36 protein-coding genes, 1 tRNA gene and 1 pseudogene are annotated in these 23,265 nt (G+C 45.2%); 12 read left to right on the top strand and 26 right to left on the bottom strand.

Annotated elements, in window-relative coordinates; genetic code table 11:
• Nucleotides 1–89: 89 nt before the first annotated feature.
• The 26 genes from CPIN_RS19365 to CPIN_RS36805 all read right to left on the bottom strand — a co-directional run bounded on the left by CPIN_RS19365 (nt 90) and on the right by CPIN_RS36805 (nt 17,850).
• Entirely contained in the window at nt 90–509 is a 420-nt protein-coding gene (locus tag CPIN_RS19365) for a hypothetical protein (RefSeq protein WP_012791534.1), read from the bottom strand.
• A 19-nt stretch (nt 510–528) separates the two neighbouring features.
• The gene (locus CPIN_RS19360) at nt 529–987 is read right to left on the bottom strand and encodes a phage tail protein (protein ID WP_012791533.1); all 459 of its coding nucleotides are present in this window, start codon (nt 985–987) and stop codon (nt 529–531) included.
• A 2-nt stretch (nt 988–989) separates the two neighbouring features.
• Complete coding sequence (locus CPIN_RS39785) at nt 990–1,433, bottom strand: DUF3168 domain-containing protein (protein ID WP_012791532.1); 444 nt, start codon at nt 1,431–1,433, stop codon at nt 990–992.
• Nucleotides 1,430–1,915, bottom strand: coding sequence for an HK97-gp10 family putative phage morphogenesis protein (locus CPIN_RS36810; protein WP_012791531.1), 486 nt, complete (start codon nt 1,913–1,915; stop codon nt 1,430–1,432). The genes CPIN_RS39785 and CPIN_RS36810 overlap by 4 nt, the downstream gene beginning before the upstream one ends.
• Nucleotides 1,915–2,253 carry a phage head closure protein gene (locus CPIN_RS19345; RefSeq protein WP_012791530.1) on the bottom strand — a complete coding sequence of 113 codons (339 nt, stop codon included), beginning with the start codon at nt 2,251–2,253 and terminating at the stop codon, nt 1,915–1,917. Before CPIN_RS19345 ends, CPIN_RS36810 begins: the two co-directional genes overlap by 1 nt.
• Nucleotides 2,250–2,780 carry a phage head-tail connector protein gene (locus CPIN_RS19340; protein ID WP_012791529.1) on the bottom strand — a complete coding sequence of 177 codons (531 nt, stop codon included), beginning with the start codon at nt 2,778–2,780 and terminating at the stop codon, nt 2,250–2,252. The genes CPIN_RS19345 and CPIN_RS19340 overlap by 4 nt, the downstream gene beginning before the upstream one ends.
• A gap of 3 nt (nt 2,781–2,783) precedes the next feature.
• A complete protein-coding gene (locus tag CPIN_RS19335; RefSeq protein WP_012791528.1) occupies nt 2,784–3,128 on the bottom strand; it encodes a hypothetical protein in 345 nt (114 codons plus the stop codon).
• Nucleotides 3,129–3,191: 63 nt separating this feature from the next.
• Entirely contained in the window at nt 3,192–4,457 is a 1,266-nt protein-coding gene (locus tag CPIN_RS19330) for a phage major capsid protein (RefSeq protein ID WP_012791527.1), read from the bottom strand.
• Between the two features lie 4 nt (nt 4,458–4,461).
• The gene (locus CPIN_RS19325; protein ID WP_012791526.1) at nt 4,462–5,211 is read right to left on the bottom strand and encodes an HK97 family phage prohead protease; all 750 of its coding nucleotides are present in this window, start codon (nt 5,209–5,211) and stop codon (nt 4,462–4,464) included.
• A gap of 124 nt (nt 5,212–5,335) precedes the next feature.
• Nucleotides 5,336–6,298 carry a putative phage head morphogenesis protein gene (locus CPIN_RS19320; RefSeq protein WP_012791525.1) on the bottom strand — a complete coding sequence of 321 codons (963 nt, stop codon included), beginning with the start codon at nt 6,296–6,298 and terminating at the stop codon, nt 5,336–5,338.
• Nucleotides 6,295–6,669 (bottom strand): hypothetical protein, encoded by a 375-nt coding sequence (locus tag CPIN_RS19315; RefSeq protein WP_012791524.1) that lies wholly within the window; start codon nt 6,667–6,669, stop codon nt 6,295–6,297. The genes CPIN_RS19320 and CPIN_RS19315 overlap by 4 nt, the downstream gene beginning before the upstream one ends.
• A gap of 213 nt (nt 6,670–6,882) precedes the next feature.
• Nucleotides 6,883–7,533 carry an RNA ligase 1 family protein gene (locus CPIN_RS19305; RefSeq protein ID WP_012791523.1) on the bottom strand — a complete coding sequence of 217 codons (651 nt, stop codon included), beginning with the start codon at nt 7,531–7,533 and terminating at the stop codon, nt 6,883–6,885.
• Nucleotides 7,530–7,871: a hypothetical protein gene (locus CPIN_RS19300; RefSeq protein ID WP_012791522.1), complete on the bottom strand. Its 342-nt coding sequence runs from the start codon at nt 7,869–7,871 to the stop codon at nt 7,530–7,532. Before CPIN_RS19300 ends, CPIN_RS19305 begins: the two co-directional genes overlap by 4 nt.
• 126 nt (nt 7,872–7,997) lie before the next feature.
• The gene (locus CPIN_RS19295; protein ID WP_012791521.1) at nt 7,998–8,207 is read right to left on the bottom strand and encodes an Acb2/Tad1 domain-containing protein; all 210 of its coding nucleotides are present in this window, start codon (nt 8,205–8,207) and stop codon (nt 7,998–8,000) included.
• Nucleotides 8,208–8,475: 268 nt separating this feature from the next.
• On the bottom strand, nt 8,476–8,652 hold the full coding sequence (locus CPIN_RS39015) for a hypothetical protein (protein WP_012791520.1): 177 nt from the start codon (nt 8,650–8,652) through the stop codon (nt 8,476–8,478).
• Nucleotides 8,649–8,915: a hypothetical protein gene (locus tag CPIN_RS19290; RefSeq protein WP_012791519.1), complete on the bottom strand. Its 267-nt coding sequence runs from the start codon at nt 8,913–8,915 to the stop codon at nt 8,649–8,651. The genes CPIN_RS39015 and CPIN_RS19290 overlap by 4 nt, the downstream gene beginning before the upstream one ends.
• A 1-nt stretch (nt 8,916) precedes the next feature.
• Nucleotides 8,917–9,300, bottom strand: a complete 384-nt coding sequence (locus tag CPIN_RS19285) for a WDGH domain-containing protein (RefSeq protein WP_012791518.1) — start codon at nt 9,298–9,300, stop codon at nt 8,917–8,919.
• Nucleotides 9,297–9,833, bottom strand: coding sequence for a hypothetical protein (locus CPIN_RS19280; RefSeq protein ID WP_012791517.1), 537 nt, complete (start codon nt 9,831–9,833; stop codon nt 9,297–9,299). The genes CPIN_RS19285 and CPIN_RS19280 overlap by 4 nt, the downstream gene beginning before the upstream one ends.
• A gap of 2 nt (nt 9,834–9,835) precedes the next feature.
• The gene (locus CPIN_RS19275; protein ID WP_012791516.1) at nt 9,836–11,320 is read right to left on the bottom strand and encodes a glycosyltransferase family 2 protein; all 1,485 of its coding nucleotides are present in this window, start codon (nt 11,318–11,320) and stop codon (nt 9,836–9,838) included.
• A 61-nt stretch (nt 11,321–11,381) separates the two neighbouring features.
• A complete protein-coding gene (locus CPIN_RS19270) occupies nt 11,382–12,821 on the bottom strand; it encodes a phage portal protein (protein WP_012791515.1) in 1,440 nt (479 codons plus the stop codon).
• Entirely contained in the window at nt 12,806–14,221 is a 1,416-nt protein-coding gene (locus CPIN_RS19265) for a phage terminase large subunit (protein ID WP_012791514.1), read from the bottom strand. The genes CPIN_RS19270 and CPIN_RS19265 overlap by 16 nt, the downstream gene beginning before the upstream one ends.
• A complete protein-coding gene (locus tag CPIN_RS19260) occupies nt 14,211–14,855 on the bottom strand; it encodes a DNA-packaging protein (protein ID WP_012791513.1) in 645 nt (214 codons plus the stop codon). Before CPIN_RS19260 ends, CPIN_RS19265 begins: the two co-directional genes overlap by 11 nt.
• Before the next feature lie 567 nt (nt 14,856–15,422).
• Nucleotides 15,423–15,758 carry a helix-turn-helix domain-containing protein gene (locus CPIN_RS19250; protein WP_044219183.1) on the bottom strand — a complete coding sequence of 112 codons (336 nt, stop codon included), beginning with the start codon at nt 15,756–15,758 and terminating at the stop codon, nt 15,423–15,425.
• Nucleotides 15,759–15,890: 132 nt separating this feature from the next.
• Nucleotides 15,891–16,655: a DUF3800 domain-containing protein gene (locus tag CPIN_RS19245; RefSeq protein ID WP_012791510.1), complete on the bottom strand. Its 765-nt coding sequence runs from the start codon at nt 16,653–16,655 to the stop codon at nt 15,891–15,893.
• Between the two features lie 83 nt (nt 16,656–16,738).
• Nucleotides 16,739–17,269 (bottom strand): hypothetical protein, encoded by a 531-nt coding sequence (locus CPIN_RS19240; RefSeq protein ID WP_012791509.1) that lies wholly within the window; start codon nt 17,267–17,269, stop codon nt 16,739–16,741.
• Nucleotides 17,270–17,472: 203 nt separating this feature from the next.
• The gene (locus tag CPIN_RS36805) at nt 17,473–17,850 is read right to left on the bottom strand and encodes a hypothetical protein (RefSeq protein ID WP_012791508.1); all 378 of its coding nucleotides are present in this window, start codon (nt 17,848–17,850) and stop codon (nt 17,473–17,475) included.
• Between the two features lie 192 nt (nt 17,851–18,042).
• On the opposite strand from CPIN_RS36805, the gene CPIN_RS19230 reads away from it, so the two are divergent.
• The 12 genes and pseudogenes from CPIN_RS19230 to CPIN_RS19175 all read left to right on the top strand — a co-directional run bounded on the left by CPIN_RS19230 (nt 18,043) and on the right by CPIN_RS19175 (nt 23,257).
• A complete protein-coding gene (locus CPIN_RS19230; protein WP_012791507.1) occupies nt 18,043–18,291 on the top strand; it encodes a hypothetical protein in 249 nt (82 codons plus the stop codon).
• Between the two features lie 12 nt (nt 18,292–18,303).
• A complete protein-coding gene (locus CPIN_RS39010) occupies nt 18,304–18,447 on the top strand; it encodes a hypothetical protein (protein ID WP_012791506.1) in 144 nt (47 codons plus the stop codon).
• A gap of 35 nt (nt 18,448–18,482) precedes the next feature.
• A complete protein-coding gene (locus tag CPIN_RS19225) occupies nt 18,483–18,731 on the top strand; it encodes a hypothetical protein (RefSeq protein WP_012791505.1) in 249 nt (82 codons plus the stop codon).
• Nucleotides 18,732–19,053: 322 nt separating this feature from the next.
• Nucleotides 19,054–19,392, top strand: coding sequence for a hypothetical protein (locus CPIN_RS19220; RefSeq protein ID WP_012791503.1), 339 nt, complete (start codon nt 19,054–19,056; stop codon nt 19,390–19,392).
• Nucleotides 19,393–19,874: 482 nt separating this feature from the next.
• On the top strand, nt 19,875–20,069 hold the full coding sequence (locus tag CPIN_RS19205) for a hypothetical protein (RefSeq protein WP_012791500.1): 195 nt from the start codon (nt 19,875–19,877) through the stop codon (nt 20,067–20,069).
• A 1-nt stretch (nt 20,070) separates the two neighbouring features.
• Entirely contained in the window at nt 20,071–20,334 is a 264-nt protein-coding gene (locus CPIN_RS19200) for a hypothetical protein (RefSeq protein WP_012791499.1), read from the top strand.
• A gap of 134 nt (nt 20,335–20,468) precedes the next feature.
• A complete protein-coding gene (locus CPIN_RS19195; RefSeq protein WP_012791498.1) occupies nt 20,469–20,753 on the top strand; it encodes a hypothetical protein in 285 nt (94 codons plus the stop codon).
• Between the two features lie 305 nt (nt 20,754–21,058).
• Nucleotides 21,059–21,131: transfer RNA gene (locus tag CPIN_RS19190), tRNA-Thr, on the top strand.
• Between the two features lie 17 nt (nt 21,132–21,148).
• Nucleotides 21,149–21,364: a hypothetical protein gene (locus tag CPIN_RS19185; protein ID WP_012791497.1), complete on the top strand. Its 216-nt coding sequence runs from the start codon at nt 21,149–21,151 to the stop codon at nt 21,362–21,364.
• Between the two features lie 9 nt (nt 21,365–21,373).
• Nucleotides 21,374–21,446: pseudogene (locus CPIN_RS38675) on the top strand.
• 432 nt (nt 21,447–21,878) lie between these two features.
• Nucleotides 21,879–22,316 (top strand): hypothetical protein, encoded by a 438-nt coding sequence (locus CPIN_RS19180; protein ID WP_012791496.1) that lies wholly within the window; start codon nt 21,879–21,881, stop codon nt 22,314–22,316.
• An 83-nt stretch (nt 22,317–22,399) separates the two neighbouring features.
• Entirely contained in the window at nt 22,400–23,257 is an 858-nt protein-coding gene (locus CPIN_RS19175; RefSeq protein WP_012791495.1) for a DUF7666 domain-containing protein, read from the top strand.
• The last annotated feature ends 8 nt before the right edge of the window (nt 23,258–23,265 follow it).

The following is a 23,265-nucleotide window of genomic DNA, read 5'->3' as shown; positions in this document are numbered from 1 at the left end:
GGCATGTCTTAACCAATAACCCTGGACTGCTCTTCCATAATCAACCCACGTCATGCAGTAGAACTCATGAGGCAAAAGACCCATCTCTCCTATTGCGAAATCCTTGATTTCCTCCCAGCCTTTTTTTTTGCCTTTTCAACATCCTCACTGTGCACATTCACTTCTTCGGTCGCCTTCTGCTCTGGAATGATTGAGCGCCACTGAGTAGTATTAAGCCAGCAGTTGAACACATCCGACAAATCTTTATCATCTGCATCTCCAACCCATTCCGCTACATCCTGCTTCGTAAAATCCCTTTCCATCTCTCGGGCTTCGTAATGACCAACGAGTCCGCAGTATGTAAGATTTTTTATAGCTTTTAGCGGATTAGACTGCAAGAGTTCAATTAGCTCCTTGGTACCTTCTACGGGGTCTTTTGACAAAAAATTACCAAGTTCCTCTTTAGCATAGTTATTAAATCTCAACTGGCGGAGCTTTCCGCCCAGCGTTATCTCGATCCTACCGTTCATATCTTATCAGAATTGATTATCAGGTTGTTTCAGGCTCAATTACTTGGTTATAGTCGCCCTGTACGGCGATCGTAAAGTCAAAGGTGGCGACATCCTCGTTGGGCCATGATGTAGACAGATTACTGAAAAAGCCTGATCCATCATAGACTACATCGCCAGGCACAGACAGGCCGCTCAATGGACCAATCTTCCAATCAAAGGTGGTTTTGTTCACCAGTAGGCGATCTGCCGCTGCTTCCGATAGTTTGGTAGAAGACTGTGGATCATCATTATCGAATAACCACACCTGTGCAGTGCCGGAGATTTCGTATGTGGCAGTATTAGCCGGGATCTGATCGGGGCCGCACTTACTATTCGCATTGATAGTATCACGGGAACGATCGAAGGTGAGGTCGGTCTGGCAAACAAGGATAAGATACTGTGGACCAGCTTTTACGAATACGCCCACTGACCCCGCCGCCGGTTTTCTTTCAGCCATGATTAAATGTTTACTTGTTCGTGTACTTGGTGTGTAAACCTTATCAGCCGGCGGAGGATCTTGAACGTATCGTCCTGCATCTCCATCGTCGTATCCGAGATTAATCTTGTTGATATCACTGTTAAATCTGGTCCGGCATCAATGTATCCGGCAGCATCAACAGGGTAAATAAGTTGGTATATCTGATTGACTATAGCGTCTGCCTGCGATCTATCAACACCACCAGTGGCTTCCGTCACTATATCAAGAAGCATGGTGCACTCTTGGGACTGACAGCGTTTGGCGCTTCGATCTACTGACGTTTGTGTAGACAATATGATATATGGGCAAACGGCCTGGTTTGGTGCCATTCCATCATAGACAGGAACCGCTACACTATTAATAATGACAGAGCCGTTTAACCGCTGAAAATATCCCTTTCTGATATGGTAATTGGCATCTATCATATTGTTGTAACCCCTGTTATGTTTGATGGTCCAGGTCTTGTCACTGAGATATATCGCTCAATTTCAAGTAGGGCCTTTATACGTCTTACCAGTTCCACACGATGCCTTTCATAGGCAGGGAACAGGTACGGATGGGCGTGCAGATTGACTTCCTTTATACCCAACCCTTTAAACTGGATTGCATAATCTTCCAGTCCTTTCGGCACAACGACCAGCTTACCGGTCCCGAATTCGACATAAGGCGCATAATGCTCCTCTGCCACTATCTCGTATCTTAATTCCCCGATCTTCCTCCACTTTATAGAGTTCCTCAAGGCCCCGGTCTTGCTTGGTACATCTGCCTGCGCAGCAGCAACTATCATCTTTGCGGTATCCTCTATCTCAGCCTCGATATTTCTCTTGACTTCCTTCTGCACCTTTTTCAAGTCCTTTATAAGTCCTTTGGCACCATCGAGACGTATACCGATAAATGGACGCGCCATTACACTTGCTCTGTTAATATGAGTACGTAAAACCGTTTGTTGCCTTCCACATCTTCTTCTATACTGTTTATGACCAATACCTTGCCTTCATAAACAAATCGCACATTATTATCAATCTGTCTACTCGGAGTATATCTGATCTGGACTTCGTAGGATGCGCTTTGTGTATTCTTCATAATCTCCAAATGCCGCCAGGATTTAACCGGTCCTACGTATGCCCATGTTTCAAACAAAGACGACCAAGTTTCAACCATTCCTCCAGCTTCGTTCTGTGTCACTGAGAGCTTCTGCGCCTGGATACGGCGGTTAAACTGCCCCTGCGGTTTTATCTTACTCATAAGAACACTCCGAATCCGTTTCTACGATAGGGTAATAAGTTAACTTCCGCCAGTGGAGCTATGGTTTTGGCTACCTCGACGTCGTTCAGATTCGAAAACATCCAGGTTACCTGCTCCTTGATTGCTGTCTTGTACACTTCCGGCACGTCCGCTATTTCATATCCACTGTCGTAAGAGATCTTCAGGTAACAACTGCACGGGGACTCTACATATACCACATCACCACCTATCGTATTAAGGTCAACTACAGCTCCGTCCTTATCAACAGCTGAAATATTCGAAACAGGGAAGCCAGGCAACTCTATCCCTCCACATGAATTATCAACCACTACCTGCAGGCGCTTCTTCACTATCCCGATATCATACTTATCCTCCAACAATGTGCGGGCTGCTATGATAAGAGACGAAATAGTGTTATTCTTTTCGTCAAAATCTACATTCATGAACTCCTTCACAGACTCCAGATCAACTGGTTCCTGGTCAGGAACAGATAGCGGTTTCTTATCCAGTAGCTTATTGCTGCACATTGCTTATTTCTTTTTAGCGCCCCGGCCCTTACCTGTCGGATGGGCAGTTTCAGCCTTCGGTATGTGAGACGTTTCAAATTTCTCGATATCAGGGTTGACATCGGGTTTCTCAGTGTCTTCCTCTGATTCCACTGTATCATCGTTGTCATCATGGATGGCATTATCACTGGGACCGGATGTTTCTCCAGGCTGTGTATCTTCTGGCTCTGCGGCTTGGTCGAGGATCTCAACGAAACCACCTAAAGACAAGCTCACCGCGCGTTCCTTATCATAGTCAACTACCTGTCCTATCTGCATGATCTCTTTAGACTCAATGTCGCGAAAGCGCTTTTTGATCTTTACTTTCATATCATAAGCTTTTGAAGAAGGGAAGGCCGTAATCTTCCCTTCAGTATATTACTAACCGATAAATCAGGTTGTGACTGGTTCGAATTCGCCAACGAAGAAATAGTCATTGCCATAAATAGGCAGTGCGATAGTTTCTTCGATACGGACTGTCACCATGTTTTTCTGTACGTTGTCTTCATCCTGTTCGAAGAACTGAAGGATAGGTGGTTCTTTCACGATCAGGTTAGCGCCCATCACCCAGTCACCAACGATAAACTGACCAGGATTTGCTGCTGTAGATTTGAATACAGGAACGCCCATTACATACAGTTGACCATTTGTATAGGTAACCAGTTCACGAGGCAGATCGTATGTACCAGCTCCACCTGCAGCACGGTTTAGCAGAAGATGTGCATACTGTGCTGGACGCAAAAGGATACCGTTCACATCGCGCTCGGCTTCTTCTGCTTGGGTAATTGCTTCTACCAGCTGTTCTATCCATACAGTAGACTCGTTAACTACTGGAGTATAGTTGCCAGTGTGGGTGATACCAGATAAGTTTGGCGATACGCCGTTACCATTAAGGATCTGATTGTCTTCTACTCTCAGCAGCTTTTCAGGTAGGCGAGACTGAAGGAACGTAATCAGACCAGGTACGTCATTCAGCATCTTACGGGATACCTTCACAATACCAGCGATAGTTTCAGCTGGTACGCTCATTTCCTGTAAGCGAAGATCCAGTCGAGGTTTCAGTGCGCCTTCAGCGACAGGTGCCGGATTACCTTCACCAGCAATTTCCTTGACGAAGTTGTAGTGAGAGCCACTCATTGCACCACCGGAAAGCAGCTGCCTAATGTGTAACCTACGTTTAGGTTGTTCGATAATACCCGGCCTCAGGTCGGTGATTGACACATTTGCCGTTGGAAATGTGGTTGCACTGTTCAGGGTCATATCACCCACCGCCTTCATCTGAAAAGACGTCTCACGAATTTCCTTGCGGGCAAATTTGGCGATGTTATCTTTCTGTTCTTCGATAGACTCAGCCAGCAAATCGCGGAAGTGTTTCTGCTCAGTGCCGACGCGAACGTTCTTCTTATCGCTGTCCTGGATTAATTTATCCAGAGCTTCCTGGTTTTTCTTGTCCGCTTCGTCCTTCTTCACCTTCCAGTCATTCAAGCCTTTCACCTCGTCATTGACTTTGGTAACCTCGCTGGAAAGCGTTTCGGCTTTTTGAACTGCGGTTTCGGATGCTGTTTTGGCGGCTTCAGCGGCGGCCTTTACTTCTTTGACTTCAGTGGCAACGGGAGCAACTACTTCCTGCACCGCGCCTTTAATTTCTTTGATATCCATGGGATTACTTGAAAAGTCCTGCGACTGTGTTTTTCAGTTCTGATTCGAGTTGAATCATTTCAACCAGGTCCTTTGCTTTCACCGGCTCAGTGGAACCAGGTTCCGGCTGAGTGGATATCCTCGAAAGGTCAATCGTAAATTGCTGGAGGCGTTTAAGCTCCAGCATCAGTAGGCTATCATCCTCTTCAAATCGACCGGATTTGACAGCTTTAATGAGTTTATCGTATCTGGAAATAGCGTCGTCGACGTCTTCCTGTTTAAATGCAGATTTGGTGATACCCATAACAGGGGTGTATGGGTTTGCGCCCCATAGTACAGCACTACCTTCCCACAAGGTCACTTCCAGTATTTCTCTTGGCGAACCGTCTTCACTGGATATAGACTTAACGGTACGGAAGCCCACAGAGTGCTGGTTGATGTCACCGGCTTCATATAGCGGCCATATGGTGTCACGCCATAGCTTCGTATCCCTATAATCAGAGATTCCCACTATGTACTTGCCTTCTTTATATAGTTCTTTGAATTTGCTTAGGGCAGAGTTAAGAGACCAGCCATGGTCGGCCATGTGCCAAACCTCATTGGTTCCTTTAGGACCACGTTCAGCTATAGTCTTATCGAATGCTGTAGGGGAGAATATTTCATTATCGCGGTCTACACTCTCAAGCTCCGCAATAGCTATCTTGACACTACGAGTCTTAGTGTCAACGTCAAGTGCTTTTAAATTGAATTGCTTCCGCTCTAATGCCGACTGCATGGGCTGTCAGTTGGTTACATAGCGGTCGAAGCGAAAAATCAGTGAAGAGAATAAATCTATAAAACAGCCCGCTTATTGTTGACAAATGTACGAATTGGCAATTAATTGCCAAACATTTTTTTTATCAGATAGTTATCGTTGGCAGCGTAGGCTGATTATTGGGCAGAATAACGGTTACACTGGTTCCTGTCGGCTTCCGTATTACTCTACCATTAGCATCTCTTCGGGCAGCAAATGTCTGTCCGCACCGGCAGCCAATGACGTTAGAAGCACTCGCAGCTGGATCAGCTGGATACATGAGTCTCTCTCCTGACACTATATATGCCTCTTCAAGTGGCACTGTTTGCCCATGAGGCTCCCTGTGATCCCATGGAATATTTTTATGTGCTCTTCTTACCCTCTTGTCCAAACAACATATCCATGTCTTATCAACATAAATGGGAAGATTGCCGGCAGCAGTGAAAGATGCAAAGTTGAGTGCACGGGTTACTTCAGTCCGAGCAATTGCACCGGTACCGCGATCAGAGGCGGCTACATACAGCGACTTTAGTATTTGTATTTCCTTCTGATGACCTCTATCCAGGTCCTCTATCTCCGAAATCAACTGTTCAGGGGTTATCAAATCATCAGGAATGGATGGTAATACCGGCTGGCCTCCGTTCGCTTCTTCCATCAACTGTTTCAGTATAATGAGCGTTCGGCGTTTCTGGGAAGCCAATATCTTGTATATGAAATCTGTGATAGCAAAGGTGAGGAAGAACTGGGCTAGGCTATCCGCCATCGTTGAAAGGAACTCGTCAAATAATGACTTTTTGCTGTCGGCTTCCACGGCCTTCTTAATTTTCACCGCCTGGGCCATCCCAACAGACAAGTATAGCTGTTTTAGCACATCGCTAATTGGCTTTGCGTCCATTAGGGTATCGATCACCTTCACAGCGGAAGTAATGCTGTTCTTTCGGGCGTAGTCAATGAAGTTGTTGAGGTTAACATCCATAGCCCGTTTTATCTTCTTTTGCCAGCGCTTCTCCAGCTTGATATGATTTCGCTCCCAGGCGCGGGATGCCTCTGTCAGTTCTTTACTGGTCATGCCGTTAGCTGCTTTACAATTTCCTTGTACATTTCATCACTTTCAATCTGCCAGCTGCTTTTAAACAACCGATGTGCAACCAATACGAGCTTAATGCAGTCCTGAAACTGTTGATCAGTCTCAAACATGTTTAGTGTCACCTTCCCATCGTCATACCATACGGCACAACCATTGTCTGGAAGGAAATAGACAATGTTTTTCCCTTCCTCTGTTGCCAAAGCGAATGGAGCCTTCTTTAGGTAGCAGTTTATGATCAGCTGCTTCACTGATTCATGTATATTGAGGCCCGCTATATCTATCTGCCACTGAAAAGGCTGGCTTAACCTCTCTTCCACTCTGGCGACAAGCACCCTGCATGATTCGTTACGCATTGCCCAATTTAAATTTTATGTCTATCCGGTGGGAGTGACAAGCAACCCTCCATTCGATATAGTCCTCAATCCTTTTTGTATATAGCCATAAAACAAGATACCCTACTGGCTCAGACTTAACAAAAATCTTTCTCAAATCCTTCGATATTATCACTGTATTATCATCCTCAAGAAGGTTGAGAACTTCTACACTGAATCCCTCAATATTGAAAACTACCATGGCAATCCGAAGTCAGAGCGTTTAACCTTGCACATCCGGCCGTCTGGGTGGTGAAACACAATGCCCTCGCAATTCGCATTAACTTCCTCAAACCACCTTTTTAATCCGTCATAATCTCTTGGCACCTCCGGGAAGACATGGCTACCATGCCGCACCATTCGGTGATGGTTGCCCTTTTCACGATTGCCGTTTATCTTGGGGCCAATCGCCTCGTAAGTCCCATCCATAATGCAATCACTCTGCGATATACCGAACGCCTCGCAGATGTACTTGTCCGCTGGATTATGTGGATCTACCGGCACCCATCCCGGCCAATGCCCAGTAATAGGGTCAGGATCTTGGCACGGCCTGAAGCCATCAGGCGGTGTCTTGCCATGTTTAGCGTCATAACGCCTAAACAGTTCAGCGCCCTCTTTAAGGACAGCCGTGCCATCCCATTTGCGAGTAGCCTTGCCCTCACCGGCGACTACCCATTCACAGCCAGGAGTCACCTCCTTGGTTGCCAGGAAACGGCCTTTCTGACTGCCTGTAATCGTGTATGCCATGGAAACGCTACCATCATCCATTGTATGTACTGAATGCGGTTCATAATCAGTAATGATTCTTTCGTAGTCCCTTACAAAGAGGGATGGTATTTTCTTCATATTCTGGCACCTTTTAGCCCACAGCCATCCAGAGACAGCTTGAGCAGTTCTAAAAACCAATATTCCAGTCTGGACCAGAGGTATGGCATCAGAAGCCAACCGCATCCGATATTCTGGCGAACGTAGACTGAAAAATTCTTTTGATAATCCCCTTCTGATATGCCATGAAGCATTACCGCTATATTCTGTCGCGTCCATGATTTGTGATAGAATACTACATCGCCCTCATTTAATATTTCTACTGGATACCCGTCATCCTGATCAGGCGATAAATTAAGTTCGAATCCAGACTCAAGAAGCATGGCAATCTCTGAATCCCAGTTCAACTGTTCGGTCATAAATGTAGATTTGTCTTTGACAAGAAATATCAATTGGACAATGGCTAAAAATCACCGGGCGCACCGCCACTATGCCATACGGGGAATCCGCATCAGGGATCGAACCTGAGTTGCCCGGCTACGCTCTTATGCAGTTGCTGCTTTTACCGCCCACATGGCCGCTGTTTCATACTCTGTCTGAGCCAAGGAAGACAGACGCGGTTCCTTCGTCTTCAGTTCTTCGCAAAGATTGATCAGTTCAGCTGTCTTTTGCTTGATTTGATCAACTACCGAATTGTTTCCAGGGTTGAATTGCGTGCGAACCCGCTGTTCGCCGACTGTTAATTGTTCACTCATATAATTAGTATTTAGATGATCCCTTTTTGATCGCATACGCCAGAAGCAGTATAATGACGAGAGATGCGATAAACTGATATACTATGCCCATAAATAACAAAAGCCACAGCAGCCAATAACCCCTGTAGCTCATTTCATTGTTCCTGTAAGTTATCCGTTCCTGCCATTGAGGTCTATCTCTACAAATGTACAATTTGGCAATTAATTGCCAAAATCATATTTTCGCCATGACGTATTATTTATCACAGGGCATAGTGATGTTATGATATTACCCGGTCAATTTTGGCCGGGTATTTTCGTTTTCCTTGGGCGTGAAGTTCTTACTGATCAAGTATAACAGATCCCGTTTAGTTTCAAGGCGCATGGCCTCTTTCTGTGCCTTCTTTATCCGGCAGTCTTTCGGATCGTCGGGAATGGCCCTGCGGATAATGTCGTCCAGAGTCATGGATGAAAAGGATTTTCTGTGAAAACAGAGACAGGCGGAAGTTGCGTACCGCTAACCGACAACCATATACACCCGTTCTTATTAATTTCATCCAGATCTTCCTTTGACAGTTGCCAACAAGAAATAATTACTGGTACTCTACTGCCTTCTTCATCAATTGGAGCCTCTCCTTTCCATGCCGGCAATGCCATACATTGATCATCGGTCATTTCTTCTGGCTTACCGTAAACTGTATTATGTTCCGGGAATGTAATAGGTAGCATATTAAAGCGATTTAAGTCTTTTAATAACGTCAGCTGATGTGTGTCCATCCCAAGCCGGTGCATACGGTATTTCGTTTGCGCACCATTCATCCCACTCAGAAATGGGAATATGGTAGGTTATCTGTTTACCAGTAGCGCTGCCGATACCAGCGATAAACCACCCTTCTTCCATTGTGCCATTCGACTGTAATTTGGATTTCCAAGGGAAGTCTGCCTCATACACAGTAAGGCCGAAAAGCGCGCGAGACAATGCCTTGAACAGCGCTATGCGATGTGCATACAGCTCGTCAAAAGTGTGGTACCCATCAGAGATCCTTCCAATACCCTCAGGATAACCGCCAGCCCTGCGATCATGTATGTTGCTGTTAATTTGATCAATTGTCATATATAAAGATGTTTATTATTCGTCTTGGGATTCTCCTTACCCAGCCGGTAGCGGTGGAAGACGTAAAGACCTTGTGCTATTCCGATCTTACCGCCTATCTTGGCTAAATCCCGGCAGAAGAACGTATCAAAAGCCGCTGATTGCTCCCGGAACTGCACCCGGTTCCATACCTTTTTAGGAAATAGCATGAACATGCCGGCAATACCCTTTTCGGTCGGCTGCACTTGGCTGTAATGGTCTTGATAAAGCCGTTCCGCTATGACCTGATGGTAGAACACCGAGTCTTTGTCGCAGAACTCGCCCTTATACAGCTGATGCGGACTGCGCAACCGGTTAGTTAGGCAGCCGATCAGCGAGTATTCAGGGTTATTCAAAGTAATATCTTCTATCTGGCTACCCCAATAGTCAGTCAGATACATGATATCACCATCCTGAATGCAGATCCAGGCGTCATTGGGCACCCGATCGCAGAACTCGTTGAGTGCGCGACCGAAGTTCTTCTGACGGCTATATGGGTTGCTGTACCAGATCATCACTACTTATGTTTCCACCAAGAAATATCATTACGCTCGTTCGCCTTGAACCGGGTGTTCACTTGCCGGCCATGGCGAGATATCGAGCCAAACTTTGTGTATACGATGTAATTGAATGCGCCCATATCAGTGTCTCCGGGTCCCTCCTGCTTTTTGTGGAAAGCGTCAGAGGCACACTCACAGTAAAAATCAACCATGGCCTTGCAGAATTTGATCACAGTCTCCACGTCGCCACCAAGAAGCCCAGCATTCGCAATCTGCCTGGTTGCATACTGCTTGAAGAAGTCAATAAGCACCGGTGCACGATGGTGGCGTAACATCCACTCGCAGGCTATCTGTCCGGGTTCGTCCCCAGTATACAGGATGCCAGGCTGCATATGTGGGAATGGGTTCTTCAGCATCTCCACATCAGTCGCATCCACACAGAACACTTTGTCTATCTCCTCGCGGTGATCTACCAGGTATTCATAGTAAGAAAGCCAGCGCTGGAAATACGGATTAATGGATGTTTTAACACGGCGCCAAAGCAGGTGATGTATCGGTGAGTTATCATCACCGATAGCGCCACCTGCTTTGTTGGCTGTACCTGGTAGGGCATCATACAGTATCACTAACGAGGCCTCACCTGCGCACGAAATAGCCAATGGCACAATCTGAGAGCTATCAAACTCCCAGGTTACTCCTCGCTGAGGATCAGCCAACGTTGTAAAGTAAGACGTGAGCACTACATTGCGCTTATCTTTATATGGCACATACTGCGCAGACGATTTGCGCTGTTCGTAAATAGCCTCATTACGCTTGATCTGTGCTGTCCTGTCTGCCCCAGTTACCGTACTCTTTACAGCCTGGTGTTCATCAGCCGAATAAAACAGTTTCTCACTGCCGGCAACATCTGCATATTTGAACTTGGTCAGGCCAGCATTGAATATACGATTGCTGAGATCCGGATGCTCCCATCCCCACCGACCAAACACAGGGTCCATGCCACCCACTTTATCCAGACACTCCTTTCGGAAGTAGCACATTACTCCCCTAGCATGAGACCAGGCACGCAGTTTACTATCCTCATAGATCAGAGCAGTGTCATTTAGCTTCTTACCGGTAGCAAAGTCAGGGAATATGTACATCAGGTGAGGTTGTCCAGATTCCACATAAGGTACCCACCAGGAAGGATCTACCGGGTAAGTATCGTCATCAAATAGGAAGATATGATCACAATCATCCAATAGCTCAAAGCACTTATTCTTTGCTACTGCAATACCTACGTTCTTATCAAATCGGTAGTTTGCTTCCGGCACTCTTTGACTACTGGCGTCATCCACTACAATTATCTTAAACAGTAACGGCGACATCCGCTTGATCTGTTGGTAAGACTTCAGAAAAGTATCATATCGGTTGTGAGTCGTGATCCCTATCCCGACTTTAGGTAGTGCAGATTGCCAGGAATGGTGACTAGTGATCCTGGGAGTAGCTTCATATCCTATCATACATCAATACTATCTAAACAAAAAATGATATTGTTACAGCGTAAGAATAAACAGAAAAGTATTACTTATATGGATTTAGCCCTGACTTCGCCAAATCGATAACATCCTGATCAATCTGATCCGGTGTTGCTGACATATTATCCATCATGTCCAGCCCTGTTGGCATCCACACTTTATCCATATTTGGATCAGGCAGTCGGCCGAACTTCTGCGCTTCCCTCTTCTCATTTGGAGTGATCCACCAAGAGTTTGTCATCCACTCCGTGAGCGTCTTCATGTCCTGCTGGAGAACAGGTATATTAGAAAAGTCGGCATCAATGAAGTATTCCCCAGGATCACCAAAGTCAGGTAGTAATGATGCATTGAGGGCGTCTCTTAGCTTGATGACCAATGGGATAACGCCATCTGTATAAGCAGCCTTATAGAACTGCTCCATATTGCTCATAGTAGCGTGCTCAGTCTCATTGAAGATGGCCGCCGGCATATGCCATAGATTGCACAGTCTATGGAAGGTCCACTTTCCAGATTCCAGTATCTGAAGATCGACCGGAGATAATCCAGCCTGTACATAGCCCACCTTACCAGGTGAGAATAGAATTTTACCCCGATTCTTGTTGCCCCACGTTTCTGCCTCCCACTTCTTCTTCAATCCACCCACCAGAGACATGTTCTGTTCTGTAGGCGCCATGGATTCATTATAAAACATACCGGCTGGTCCTCCATGCTGGAATTGAGCGGTAGCGCTATCCTCTTCACTATCAGATCGCGCCATCGTCTTATGTCCGGCCTGCAATGGGGAAAGGCCCATTAAATGAGAACCATCTGGCTGGTAATCATAGTTTGGGTACTTCATATGGATAATCTCACTCTTCTGCAGTCCCATTTCCCCCCAGAGAAAGTACATATATCCCAATACAGAAACCGGGAATGTCCCATCTGGAACTACGGTCATGTATTGACTGGCCACCGAGTGCATACTTATAGGCTTACCCTCGTTAGCTCCCATTGATAACTTTTCCTTCCAGATATAACTGTTCCCAGTGATTTCCAGAAAGCCATAAACCTGCTCAAGAAACTCCGTTTGACTCTGGTCTTTGTTAGGTCGCTGCAGAAGCTGACTTATGCCATTGGTATCCTCCACCTCCTCCATTGCCTTTATTTTCAGCACATTTGCCATAGCCAATGACTCCATGGTCATCTTTTCCCCAGACATCAAGGCTTTGTACTCCCTGAAAGCCTTCTTTCCTTCTTTCTTTACCTTGTACACATAGAACGGAATTCCGGCGGCCATGCGGGCCTTTCTGCTCACTATGGAGAATATGTCTGTATTATCGCAGTACCCCTTTTGTACAGCCTCTTTTTGGCCAACCTTGGGGTATATTGGCATAACAGGCGTAAACACCGGACCACGATTATTCAGCCATTGCTGCATATATGAATTTGCCATCTCGGCGAGATCCTTCTGGGAGGGACCCAATAGCCTAGTTAGAATATTTGCCACCTTTGCTCTGGTTTAAGCTCAAAAAACATCCGCATCATCAATGTATCAGAATAGTCCGGTGACCTGCCCAGCAGCTCTTTCACCACTTTCTTTGGCATAACCTCCAGCTTTTTATCGTTATCAGCGTCCCACTTCTTCACCTGTTCCAACTCCTCTGATAGGAGCTCTCGCATTTCATAGTCATCACAGCGGACGAATATTTTATGATCGTTTATCCTCTCTGCCAGCATGTAGTAACACTGACTCTTCAGGTTCTTATAATTCTGTTGTTGCTGATCCTGTGGATTATCAATCGGAGCACTGTTATTAACGAACCCATGACAGCCATCCAGTTTGTCTACCACACCGCCCCCGACGCCATCTTCATCCACAACAACATGAGATAGAGGTATGCCGTACTTATTCCGTATCTTCTCAATCTCGTCAGCGACCTTAGTGGTCCGCATCTTCTCAAACTTCCGAATCTCAACTACACGAAGGCCGTTCCACACCATTACCACCGATTTATCACTACCGAAGCGAGCTATATCAGCTGTGATGTACTTCTTACCCTCAACAACAAACTCATTGGTGAATATGTCATTAATTGAGTCATATTCCATCAGTGCATTATCATCATCATCATAGTCAAAGTTTCCATACAGCAACCTCTGCTTCTTCACCTTATCAGTGATTGACATGAGATTATCTATGTAGCCAGGATCGATGAACGGATTATCCTGTACCAAAGCCTGGAGGAACTTCACCTTGTCCGGCAGCTGCCCCGCCTTAAATGGCTTCCAGAATACAGTGTGACACCAGTTCTTCTTCGGGTTAAGTGTAACGAATATCCGACCCAGCAATCCATACTTATCATTCAGATGACGACCCACCCTGGACTTTAGCGTATCGTATGCCCCGAAATTCACCTCTCCGCCCTCTTCGATCCATCCGCCGGTGTACTCTACCGAACCATACCGCTCGTAGTAAGGGTCACGCGGCACAAACTTCAGGTCCAGCATATCTATCCTACTCCCATTATGAAACTGGATGAAGTGATCCTGACCGTTATAGTCCCAGTGATTATCTTTGTTCACCCCGTAAGCCTTACATACCTTCAGAAAGGTCTGATAGGTGGATGCCCTCAAACGCTTTAGCTCTTCCCTGCCTATGAACCACCTGGTACCAGGATAAGCCAAACAGGCCATTACCAACCATACACAACCAGTCCACGATTTAGCACCACCTGCAGCACCTCCGTAGGCAAACTCCTTTGTTTCTTTGTCGGTCAAAATGAAAAGAGACTGCTCCTGCTTCAGGTGTTTTTTACCATCCTTAATAACAAAAGGGTCGAACCTCCTCCTTTTGAAGAGTTCGACCAGTATATCTATTCTTGGGATATGGAGTAAATCATTCGCCACGTACTTTTGATTGTAATTCCGCCAGTTTCACCAGATCGTCTTCGGACAGCTTCGACACATCCATTTGAGATGATATCTTATCCCCCTTCGTGGTGTGGTCAAACTGATGTTGGTTCTTCCACCCCATATTTGACAAAGCGAAAATTGCCCCGGTAGGCCTGTCATGGAAAAGACGCTTTTCATATCCATGCTCTACTCTAAGGCGCCCCCTTTTAATTATGTCAGAAAACTCTGCGCCGCGCTCCTCCTGATCATCCAAACTCTGACGATGCGCAAACCCCAAGAACAAGGTAAGCCCTGTCACGGTAGGAGCTTCCGGCCAACGATCCCAAACCTTTTTCTCATGGGTCGACACATCCTGGTCGTCGTCTTCGTCATTGTCGGATTTGCCTTTCTTCTTCTTTACGGTTACTTCAGTCTCTATATGGAATTCTCCCTCACAATAGATGAAATAGGCATCAACTGCGGCAGATAATTCTTCAGGGGTTTCATATAAAGGCGGACGTCCGCCGGCACCTTTGATCGAGTATTTATGCTCTACCTTGAGAATGTCTTCGGTTTCAAAATCAGGGGTTGACATGGGGGGTAAATCAGCAATTTTAATCCCCGGTGCCTTTATTTTCCCTTTTGCCATAAAACATCGCTTTGAACTGATTCATCAATATGGATATCCGCTTGCGATACTCCTTCTTCCGTGCTATATGGTAAGACTCGCACTCCGCACACCAGTAAACGCGCATCCATTTCTCTGGTATGCCGAAACTCTTGTTTAGGCTGAGTATATGGCCATGCGCCTCCAATTTGTGCGGATGTCGCTGCTTCTTACACATGCATCAGGATACAATCTTTAACTTATGGGAATACTTCCCAAGACCCTCCGGTTGCGAATTTTCGACAATACGGAGACTCAGCCAGCCGTTTCCATCGACTAAGCCCAGTTCTTTGGCCGCATTAAGTTCTTTGATGAATTCGTCGACTTTAACAGTAAAGTCAATATCAGTGGAGGATAATCCGTGGTCATACTTGGCCCAACGGAGATAACATGCGCGAATTTTCTTAATCATCGACATCTGTAGCAGATACTCGTAACAACTATATATCCGAACCGCCCGGTAAATACCGGTCAAACTCATGCTAAGATATGGCAATTAATTAACTATTTGGCAACTTATAGGCAAAAAAATATAGAGGCCCTCCACCCCTATTTCTTACCTTTCGCGCCGCTTAGTGCCTGCTTGACTTCCTGCAGCTCTTTGTATACATCTTCCAATGTTACACCATCCGCCGGCAATCTATCGGCTTTCTTATCCTTCCCCCTTATGATGAATGCCAGATCGTAACCAAAAGCATCGCACAGGTCCATTACCTGCTCCGTTGTAGGAAACCTGTTTCCTGATCGCATCTGTGATACCTGGGTAGCCGCTATTCCGATGACCCGGCAAATCTCCTTATCTGTGACACCCTTATCCCTGACTACCTCATCAAATACCGCCAGATAACGCCGGCGTAAGCCTATCTTGAAATCCTCTTTCATCATATTTTATTCGAAGATATTTTTGCCAATTTATACTAAAGTTGTAAATTCACGAGGAATCTGAAACGCCCTAGTGGCCGGGCTGACGCCCCCTAAGCAAGTAGGATTCCCCCGGGGACCTTTTGGCCCCCTTTTTTATATCTCCACTATCCCAAACGAATTCTTTCTACTCACGACCTTTAAAGAGACGTTACTCAGCCTCTTGTAAAAGTTATGCCCTCCCTTCTTTCTCATATAGCTGTTCGGCTCATACATCTGCTTGGCACAGTAGGCCACTACATCATTCATCTGGTGCATAAAAGAATACTGGGAGTCTCTTAGTACAGGGTCTTCAATAACGTATTGTAGTTGCAGGTTCCGCGCCTTTGTCCCATACATGCTGGGTATCATATTGAAATGCCTCATTTTCCTAATAAGTGACCTAAGCTTGCCTCCATCTGTATTATCAGATAATACGATGCCCCGATCGTCTGGATTACGGGGGCCAGGGAAATTCTTATAACTAAGGGTATTCTCGAACCTCATAAGAAGAACATTCCAAGCCGCTTCAAATACATCATATCCAAGCGCCCTGCCTTGCTTATCTACCACCACAGAAAATACGCTAAGATCGGGCTGCGAATTTAGCCAATCTATGCTCTGTTTGATTATATCTAGTCGATCATTTCGCTTTATCCTAACCAAAGGACCTGGCCGATTAATGAAGTCGGTACAGTGTATCTCCTCCTTTAATTTGAGCCCCTTCTTATCCCGTAGATCTCTCCTGAAGGATACCAAATCCTTTAAAGTGTCCTTCCACCTTAACTCATGAATGATAATGGCTGATAATATAAAATAACGTGTGGGGCTTGATGGCGGCAATCCTATATCGCCGCTCTCGTCTATATACATTAAATACATATCTCTTATTATATCTCAATACAACGTTGCGGGTAAATACTACTTGTCATACATCACAGATACCGGGTGCGCAGAGGAGATAACTACCATTTTTTATTCTCCTTAAGCACAAACTGATCGTATAGATAGTCATTTATATATGTCCCAGCTTGTACGGCCATCTTCCCTGTCAACCACTTTCTTTCGGACTTACCTTTAGATAATAGCTCTGTTGCATATACATCTCCGAATCCTGCCGTATGAAACACTATATTGGTTACGGCCGCCTTATATTTTCCTTCCTTCCAAACTATGTTAATATTAGCACTGAAGGGATGATTCAAATAAACAGCAGTATTACCCCACTTGCCACCATATTTCCTATAATCTATCATCGCACCAGAAAACCTAGCGGTAATAACATCCCCTTCTAAATGGTAATCAACAAGGTTTTTTATGCCAGGCACATACTGGGATAATCTTAGTTTCACGTCTTCCGATGCTACACTGTCCAATTTATAGATCTCCTCGAACAATACCTGCCCATCTTGTATTACAAGGTGACTATATGGCCCCTCCTGAGCTTGGGCTATAATAGGTATAACAACAAATAATAGTAATGTGAATAGTTTCATATGTGGTATATATTGTTAACTGCTGGTTAATGGCACAACATCACATGTTACAACGCAGATATACTGCGTGAATATCGGTCAACTTCGGTGTACTTACACGAACCCCCTTATCTATTTGTCCATTACCATACAACTGAACGTCATGAAGAACAGAAAAAGAAAGCAAATCACCATCCAGCCTCAACCATTCCCGTTAATTGTGTCTATTCGGAAGGGTTTAACCGTTTGTTTACCAGGTCTTCCAATTGCTCTTTCACAATCGTCGAAGATTGACCAGTTGATCGCGCCAGTAGTTCCGCGACAGCAGCCAGAATGACTTCCACTGTTGCCTCCGTCTTTTTAACTGCTTCCCCAAGGTTAAAATCTTCTGTATTTTTCTGTAACATCTCCCCCTCACCTTTTAATAGCCATTGAACATTCAAGCTGGGATATTTACTTCTGATCTTAGTCAGAGAAGTAGTACTTATCCCGGCACCTATGTTATTAACAAACCCATTCGAAAGGCCAACATGCTTTTCGAACTTTCCCTGGCTGATATTCTCCTGCTCAAGAAACTTAATTAACCTGTCTTTTACGCTCATTGGTTTGATTTTACAGGACGTCTACTCCTGCAATTAACACCTCTTTTTCAATTAGTTATCAATTATACTGAAAAATATAGAAAACTTTCTGTGAAAATACTTGGATGTTACCGATATTTTTCTGTAATATTGTATTGTCAACGCAAAGATACAGTGATTGACACGGTAATAACAACAGTAAATATACGCAAAATGATAATCGCAGAATCACTAACAGAACGCAAAGCAGCAAAGAGAGCGATCCGCAAGCAGCTTAAAAACATGGGTATCATTCTGAAAGATGTCAAAGAGCGCAGTGAGTATCATTATAACACAGTTGTGACGGCGTTCGACCCAGAACATAAGCACTGGAACCAGTCACTGATTGATCTGGCCGCTGAGATGATTGCCGAGAAGAAGAAGGAGGCCAAGGAAAAGAAACAATCACTCTTAACCAAATAAACATCCACGATCATGAAGTACTACAGTGTATCAAACGGAACAGACCTTTCTTGGGAAGGATTTGCAGAGAGCAAAGAGAGCGTACAGGCTCAGTTCCCAACCGGCCAGGTGACAGAATTCAAGGAAACAGAGGTTGCCGGCATCTACGAAGCTTAATCATTCATTTTCAAACCTTCAAATACCTATTTAAAATGACAAATCCACTTTCCTACAATCTGAAAATCGACAGTTTCATTGACAAGATTAGACAGTTGTCCATTCAGTACAAGAACACGAACCGTGTGTTCGGATTCTTGACTCGTAAAGAATTAAAGGCGTCAGCGCTTGATGTGGTTGAACTTGCAAAGGTTAACGGAATTACACCTGACCAGCTATGGCTTGAATGCGACGGAGCCTTTCAGGAAATGAATTTCAGACCTGAAGAAATCGGAATCGAGTAATTCACCGGGGCTTCGGCCCCACCCTTTCAAACCTTTCATTCACCTTATCAAAATACAGCAATGAACACGATTATTCCTCAGATATTCCTTGGCATTATGCTCACCCTGGCAGCAGGGGCGGTAGTTCTGGCAATCGTAGCCTTCATTAAAGGCCTTGGCCGTCACTTCTCAAGATACGGCAAGTGATTAAGGTAATCTTCGCCCTGCTGGTCTCAATGGCACTGCTACTGTGCTGGATGATATACCTAGGCATAAACGACCTCATTCACGCTGGATTTAAACTCTTTCTACTACTACTCAACCTTTTCTAAAACCTATTACCATGGCAAACTCATTCGCTGTTTCAGCAGAAAAGAACGGGAAGCTGGTTACCAAATACCCTACCTACTTCCGGTACTTCGAAAATCACTTTATCGGCATATTAGATCCTGAACGCGCTATATCGGTATCTATATCCTACGACGGCACAAGTTCATGGCTTAGCTACGTTCCATCTGACCTAGCTCTTGGCTCCTACAGCACACTGACAGAGGTTGAGGAATCAGACTTCATTAACGGGTATAGACGTGCAAAGGCCATTCAAGCGGAGCAGGAGAAAAGTTATTGCATTCTCGAACATTCACAGGACAATCACAGCCAAACCCGGACTCTGGTCGCATAGTCCGGTTCCTTTAAACCACATTCATTCACCTTTTACTCTTACCTACATGGCGAAAAAAATAAATGACACATTAGAACTAAAGCCAGGGATGCTCACAAATAAAGGCACTGTGTTAGAGGTATTCGACCTGTTCAATTTTCAAACTGATGATTGCCTCTATTACGACACCAGAAAGCACCGGGTTGTCATTAAGTCCACAGATAAAACTTTACGTAATAAACCTCTTACCAAATGATAACGCTTTTATCTCTACTTAAAACGGCACCACTGGTTGTAGGCGCATTCGTCACGGTGGTTACCCTGATAGCAATACTGGCTCCCTGGGGCAAGCTGGTTAAGTTCATGGCCCTGACTATACTGATTGGCCTGGTCTGCGTGGTACTCTTCTTTGAGCACATCTGGAAGTCATTCTGCAGGTGGATGCGCAAACCGGAGCCTTGGTACGACGAATTCGATAAGTGGATGACTGAAAACTCCAGGTTATGAGATACATACTATTCAGCGTGGCAGCGGCTTTAGTCTTCATAGTTGGTCTTGTAGCCACCAAGGAAGTGATCGAACCAAGTTCATTACAGCAAATTGAGGACGATGATAGTTACTATTTCGTTGCTGGTCATCACAGGTTTGTCCTGTGTCAAGGCGGGGAACTACTGGTTCTGGAAGAGCAAATGAACTGACATGGAAGGCACGGTAACAGCGAAAGATAAGTATGGGAATGTGCTGCTGACAGCTGTATTCTCTGACCGAGCAAGCCGAAAAGCACTTGAAATCTTTATAAAAGCATTGTATGGCATACAACACTATTCGACGACGATCACCCCAAGAGTGGAAGAAGAGAGCAATCTGGTTAAACCGTCGGGATTGGGCAATAATGACTATTGGCTTCCTGATATATCTGGCAGTGGCGGTGATGGTGGTGAGATACTTCGTAAGGTAATTTAATACGAACAGTTGTAGGAAATACGCCCCTGGTCTGTATCGACTCACTGGGTTACTCTAAAGATTTTATTTCATAGGTATAGGTTTCCCGAACCTGGAAGGGTTTCTACTCTACCGGATATTTTTCAAAACACTGTATGGACAAAGCGGCAAAGTTAAAATTGAGACAGTTCATTGAAGATAACGTTCCCTTCTACGAGTTAAAGAAAGTTGGCTTCTGGCCTAGAGGAACGAAAAAGAACGATTACGAGAAGATTGCTGATAGGTGGTGTCAATTCTTTAACCTGAAGTCTATTTACGAGTATGGCGTGAAAGTGGAAGAGTGGATGTCTAAAGGAAGAAAGCCAGATAGACCTGAGCACTGGCCAAAGCTCAAGATAGATGTGACGGATATGCTATCAAAGGATAGCTGGTTAAACTGAAGTTCTTTGAATAAACATATTGCGGGAAAAGGTAGCTATCATGGCTTACTTGTCTACCTAAGTACCGCATACAATTGGGGGATAGGGATTGCCTTTGTCATAACCATAGCCTTCCCAACTCCCCCACCCTCTGTAGTTTTTCATAACGTGGAATTCTAGGCAACGCCGGTTCATTCCTGGACTGGCAATTACAAAGAGGATTACAGCTTCACAGCTGGTTTTATATATGTAACAGTGAACACAGGCCGAGAGATTGAAACTGATTGATGGAGGTTTATTGTACGCCGGATGGCCTGCCGGCAAATGCCAGGATAGCACAATTGGCGGTGCAGCTCCCTTGTAAGGAGATGGTTGCAGGTTCGACCCCTGTTCCTGGCTCGATAAAACACTATCAAATGAAAGAAATATTCATCGTTAAAGCCACCAATCAGGTGGATGGCAAATGGGTAATGACCTACCTCAAGGATGACAGAGCAGGTCTGCTGGAGTGGGTACCCAACGTAAATGATGCCATTCAGTATGGCAGTAGAGGCGAAGCACTGGCGGCTATTGGTTTCATAATCGTTCCTGGAGATCTCTTTCAGATAGAAAACTATTACGCTGCGGCATAACCGTATGATGGGGCGGTGATGTACGGGCATAGAGAATAAGGGGTTACTCTCGGTCAGGGTTCGATTCCCTGCCGCTCCACCAGGGGGTACCAAGAATCTATCATTGATCGCTGATTCGCGGTACGGCCCCGATGTTTTAAGGTTGGCAGACCAAACATGCCGTGCCGGACCGAACACCGGGAATCCTGCGACGAAGTAGGCGGTATTAGAGCCAGTTACCGTGAACACTGGCCACCTTGTTTAACTGCTGTTCAGAGCACGAAAACGAAATAGGTTATCAGCCTTCTACCTGCAAACGTTGGCGCATCACCAAATAGTTCTTTCTATGAAATAGTCATTATCTCAGTCATGAAGCCACCCCACACACGCACTAATGGACATGATTGAAGCAGGTTTTAAGAATGCACTCCCAGGCGGTAAATATTATTCACCAGTTGTCTTAATGAGTAAGTACACCGCCTGGGTTTTATAGAACAGTGAACAATTACTATTTAATCAATATAAAAATTCTACAATGTCAAACACATCATTAGGCTCAATTAATCTTAATCCTGACTTGCTAAAACCTCTCGTTGAAAGCGAGATAAAGGGGGCGCTTACACGTGCCTTGGGAGATCCAGAAAAGGTTGTAGGAGCTATTGTAGCACAATGCCTTAACCAAAAGGTAGACGACAGGGGCGTTGTCAGCAACTCCAGCTACGATAACAAATACAATTTCATGGATATAGTATTCAGAAACATAATCCATGCAGCGGCGAAAGAAGAGATGATTAAATGGGCGTCGGAAAACACGGAGGTGATCAGAGCCGCAGTCATTAAAGAAATATCCTCCAAAAAGGGAGTTACATCATTTGCTAAAGCTGTCGTTGACGGTGTAGTAAGCTGTATGCAAAATACCTACAAGGTAAGCGTAGAAATGAAAATGGCATCAGGAGAAAAAGAAAGATGGTAAACCACGTTAAAGATATTAAAAGGCTCTGTGCGCGAACACAGAGCCACCCATTAAATAAGTAAATAAATACTCAATTCAAAGGTATGGAAAAAGAAATTATAAAAGGATACAAGGTGACCGATAACGACATGCGGTGTCGTGGGTACCAGTACGAGTTAGGCAAAACGTACAACCAACCGGGTCAAGTTGAGTTGTGTGGAAACGGTTTTCATTTCTGTGTTTCACCAGCACATTGCTTTAATTACTATGAATTCACGTCCGACAACAGAGTGTTTGAAATAGAAGCTTCGGGTGATATTGTACATGGCAACGATAAAAGTGCCTGTTCCGATATAACACTTGTTCGTGAGTTAACATGGGAAGAAGTACTGAAGTTTGTCAACCAGGGAGTCGGAAATACTGGTTTTGGGAACACCGGCGACTGGAACACCGGCGACAGGAACACCGGCTACAGGAACACCGGCGACTGGAACACCGGCGACAGGAACACCGGCTACAGGAACACCGGCGACTGGAACACCGGCTACAGGAACACCGGCTACAGGAACACCGGCGACTGGAACACCGGCGACAGGAACACCGGATACAGTAACACCGGCTACAGGAACACCGGCGCATTCTGCACCGGAGAGGCACCCTTCCCTATATTCAATCAGCCTTCGAACTGGACAGAACATCAATTCAAACAAAGCAAGGCATATTCACTTCTCTGCCAAGTGGATACCAAACAATGGGTACCCTCTTCCCACATGTCAGATGCTGAGAAAGAGAAATACCCGTCTCACAAAACTGCAGAAGGCTACCTAAAGGATATTCCATTCAAGGAAGCATTCCAGAACAAATGGCATAACTGGTCCGCTGAAAGCCGTCGGGCGTTCTTCGACCTGCCCAACTTCTCATGGGAGATATTCACCGAAATCACTGGCGTTAAACCTGAATAGTATCAAAA

Origin of the sequence: Chitinophaga pinensis DSM 2588 (genome assembly GCF_000024005.1) — a bacterium.
GTDB classification, from domain to species: domain Bacteria; phylum Bacteroidota; class Bacteroidia; order Chitinophagales; family Chitinophagaceae; genus Chitinophaga; species Chitinophaga pinensis.
Note: the sequence above shows the minus strand (reverse complement) of the source record. Positions and strands in the feature narration are given on the sequence as shown.

What these genes read in the sequence shown, in the direction of transcription:
- CPIN_RS36810 (WP_012791531.1), bottom strand. Translation starts at nt 1,915, where the DNA reads ATGGCGCGTCCATTTATCGGTATACGTCTCGATGGTGCCAAAGGACTT.
- CPIN_RS19285 (WP_012791518.1), bottom strand. Translation starts at nt 9,300, where the DNA reads ATGACAATTGATCAAATTAACAGCAACATACATGATCGCAGGGCTGGC.
- CPIN_RS19330 (WP_012791527.1), bottom strand. Translation starts at nt 4,457, where the DNA reads ATGGATATCAAAGAAATTAAAGGCGCGGTGCAGGAAGTAGTTGCTCCC.
- CPIN_RS36805 (WP_012791508.1), bottom strand. Translation starts at nt 17,850, where the DNA reads ATGAGCGTAAAAGACAGGTTAATTAAGTTTCTTGAGCAGGAGAATATC.
- CPIN_RS19345 (WP_012791530.1), bottom strand. Translation starts at nt 2,253, where the DNA reads ATGAGTAAGATAAAACCGCAGGGGCAGTTTAACCGCCGTATCCAGGCG.
- CPIN_RS19195 (WP_012791498.1), top strand. Translation starts at nt 20,469, where the DNA reads ATGGACAAAGCGGCAAAGTTAAAATTGAGACAGTTCATTGAAGATAAC.
- CPIN_RS19295 (WP_012791521.1), bottom strand. Translation starts at nt 8,207, where the DNA reads ATGAGTGAACAATTAACAGTCGGCGAACAGCGGGTTCGCACGCAATTC.
- CPIN_RS19245 (WP_012791510.1), bottom strand. Translation starts at nt 16,655, where the DNA reads ATGTATTTAATGTATATAGACGAGAGCGGCGATATAGGATTGCCGCCA.
- CPIN_RS39010 (WP_012791506.1), top strand. Translation starts at nt 18,304, where the DNA reads ATGAAGTACTACAGTGTATCAAACGGAACAGACCTTTCTTGGGAAGGA.
- CPIN_RS19225 (WP_012791505.1), top strand. Translation starts at nt 18,483, where the DNA reads ATGACAAATCCACTTTCCTACAATCTGAAAATCGACAGTTTCATTGAC.
- CPIN_RS19260 (WP_012791513.1), bottom strand. Translation starts at nt 14,855, where the DNA reads ATGGCAAAAGGGAAAATAAAGGCACCGGGGATTAAAATTGCTGATTTA.
- CPIN_RS19300 (WP_012791522.1), bottom strand. Translation starts at nt 7,871, where the DNA reads ATGACCGAACAGTTGAACTGGGATTCAGAGATTGCCATGCTTCTTGAG.
- CPIN_RS19325 (WP_012791526.1), bottom strand. Translation starts at nt 5,211, where the DNA reads ATGCAGTCGGCATTAGAGCGGAAGCAATTCAATTTAAAAGCACTTGAC.
- CPIN_RS19280 (WP_012791517.1), bottom strand. Translation starts at nt 9,833, where the DNA reads ATGATCTGGTACAGCAACCCATATAGCCGTCAGAAGAACTTCGGTCGC.
- CPIN_RS19220 (WP_012791503.1), top strand. Translation starts at nt 19,054, where the DNA reads ATGGCAAACTCATTCGCTGTTTCAGCAGAAAAGAACGGGAAGCTGGTT.
- CPIN_RS19205 (WP_012791500.1), top strand. Translation starts at nt 19,875, where the DNA reads ATGAGATACATACTATTCAGCGTGGCAGCGGCTTTAGTCTTCATAGTT.
- CPIN_RS19250 (WP_044219183.1), bottom strand. Translation starts at nt 15,758, where the DNA reads ATGATGAAAGAGGATTTCAAGATAGGCTTACGCCGGCGTTATCTGGCG.
- CPIN_RS19290 (WP_012791519.1), bottom strand. Translation starts at nt 8,915, where the DNA reads ATGCTACCTATTACATTCCCGGAACATAATACAGTTTACGGTAAGCCA.
- CPIN_RS19180 (WP_012791496.1), top strand. Translation starts at nt 21,879, where the DNA reads ATGTCAAACACATCATTAGGCTCAATTAATCTTAATCCTGACTTGCTA.
- CPIN_RS19365 (WP_012791534.1), bottom strand. Translation starts at nt 509, where the DNA reads ATGAACGGTAGGATCGAGATAACGCTGGGCGGAAAGCTCCGCCAGTTG.
- CPIN_RS19360 (WP_012791533.1), bottom strand. Translation starts at nt 987, where the DNA reads ATGGCTGAAAGAAAACCGGCGGCGGGGTCAGTGGGCGTATTCGTAAAA.
- CPIN_RS19305 (WP_012791523.1), bottom strand. Translation starts at nt 7,533, where the DNA reads ATGAAGAAAATACCATCCCTCTTTGTAAGGGACTACGAAAGAATCATT.
- CPIN_RS19335 (WP_012791528.1), bottom strand. Translation starts at nt 3,128, where the DNA reads ATGAAAGTAAAGATCAAAAAGCGCTTTCGCGACATTGAGTCTAAAGAG.
- CPIN_RS39015 (WP_012791520.1), bottom strand. Translation starts at nt 8,652, where the DNA reads ATGACTCTGGACGACATTATCCGCAGGGCCATTCCCGACGATCCGAAA.
- CPIN_RS19340 (WP_012791529.1), bottom strand. Translation starts at nt 2,780, where the DNA reads ATGTGCAGCAATAAGCTACTGGATAAGAAACCGCTATCTGTTCCTGAC.
- CPIN_RS19240 (WP_012791509.1), bottom strand. Translation starts at nt 17,269, where the DNA reads ATGAAACTATTCACATTACTATTATTTGTTGTTATACCTATTATAGCC.
- CPIN_RS19185 (WP_012791497.1), top strand. Translation starts at nt 21,149, where the DNA reads ATGAAAGAAATATTCATCGTTAAAGCCACCAATCAGGTGGATGGCAAA.
- CPIN_RS19200 (WP_012791499.1), top strand. Translation starts at nt 20,071, where the DNA reads ATGGAAGGCACGGTAACAGCGAAAGATAAGTATGGGAATGTGCTGCTG.
- CPIN_RS19175 (WP_012791495.1), top strand. Translation starts at nt 22,400, where the DNA reads ATGGAAAAAGAAATTATAAAAGGATACAAGGTGACCGATAACGACATG.
- CPIN_RS39785 (WP_012791532.1), bottom strand. Translation starts at nt 1,433, where the DNA reads ATGATAGATGCCAATTACCATATCAGAAAGGGATATTTTCAGCGGTTA.
- CPIN_RS19320 (WP_012791525.1), bottom strand. Translation starts at nt 6,298, where the DNA reads ATGACCAGTAAAGAACTGACAGAGGCATCCCGCGCCTGGGAGCGAAAT.
- CPIN_RS19315 (WP_012791524.1), bottom strand. Translation starts at nt 6,669, where the DNA reads ATGCGTAACGAATCATGCAGGGTGCTTGTCGCCAGAGTGGAAGAGAGG.
- CPIN_RS19230 (WP_012791507.1), top strand. Translation starts at nt 18,043, where the DNA reads ATGATAATCGCAGAATCACTAACAGAACGCAAAGCAGCAAAGAGAGCG.
- CPIN_RS19275 (WP_012791516.1), bottom strand. Translation starts at nt 11,320, where the DNA reads ATGATAGGATATGAAGCTACTCCCAGGATCACTAGTCACCATTCCTGG.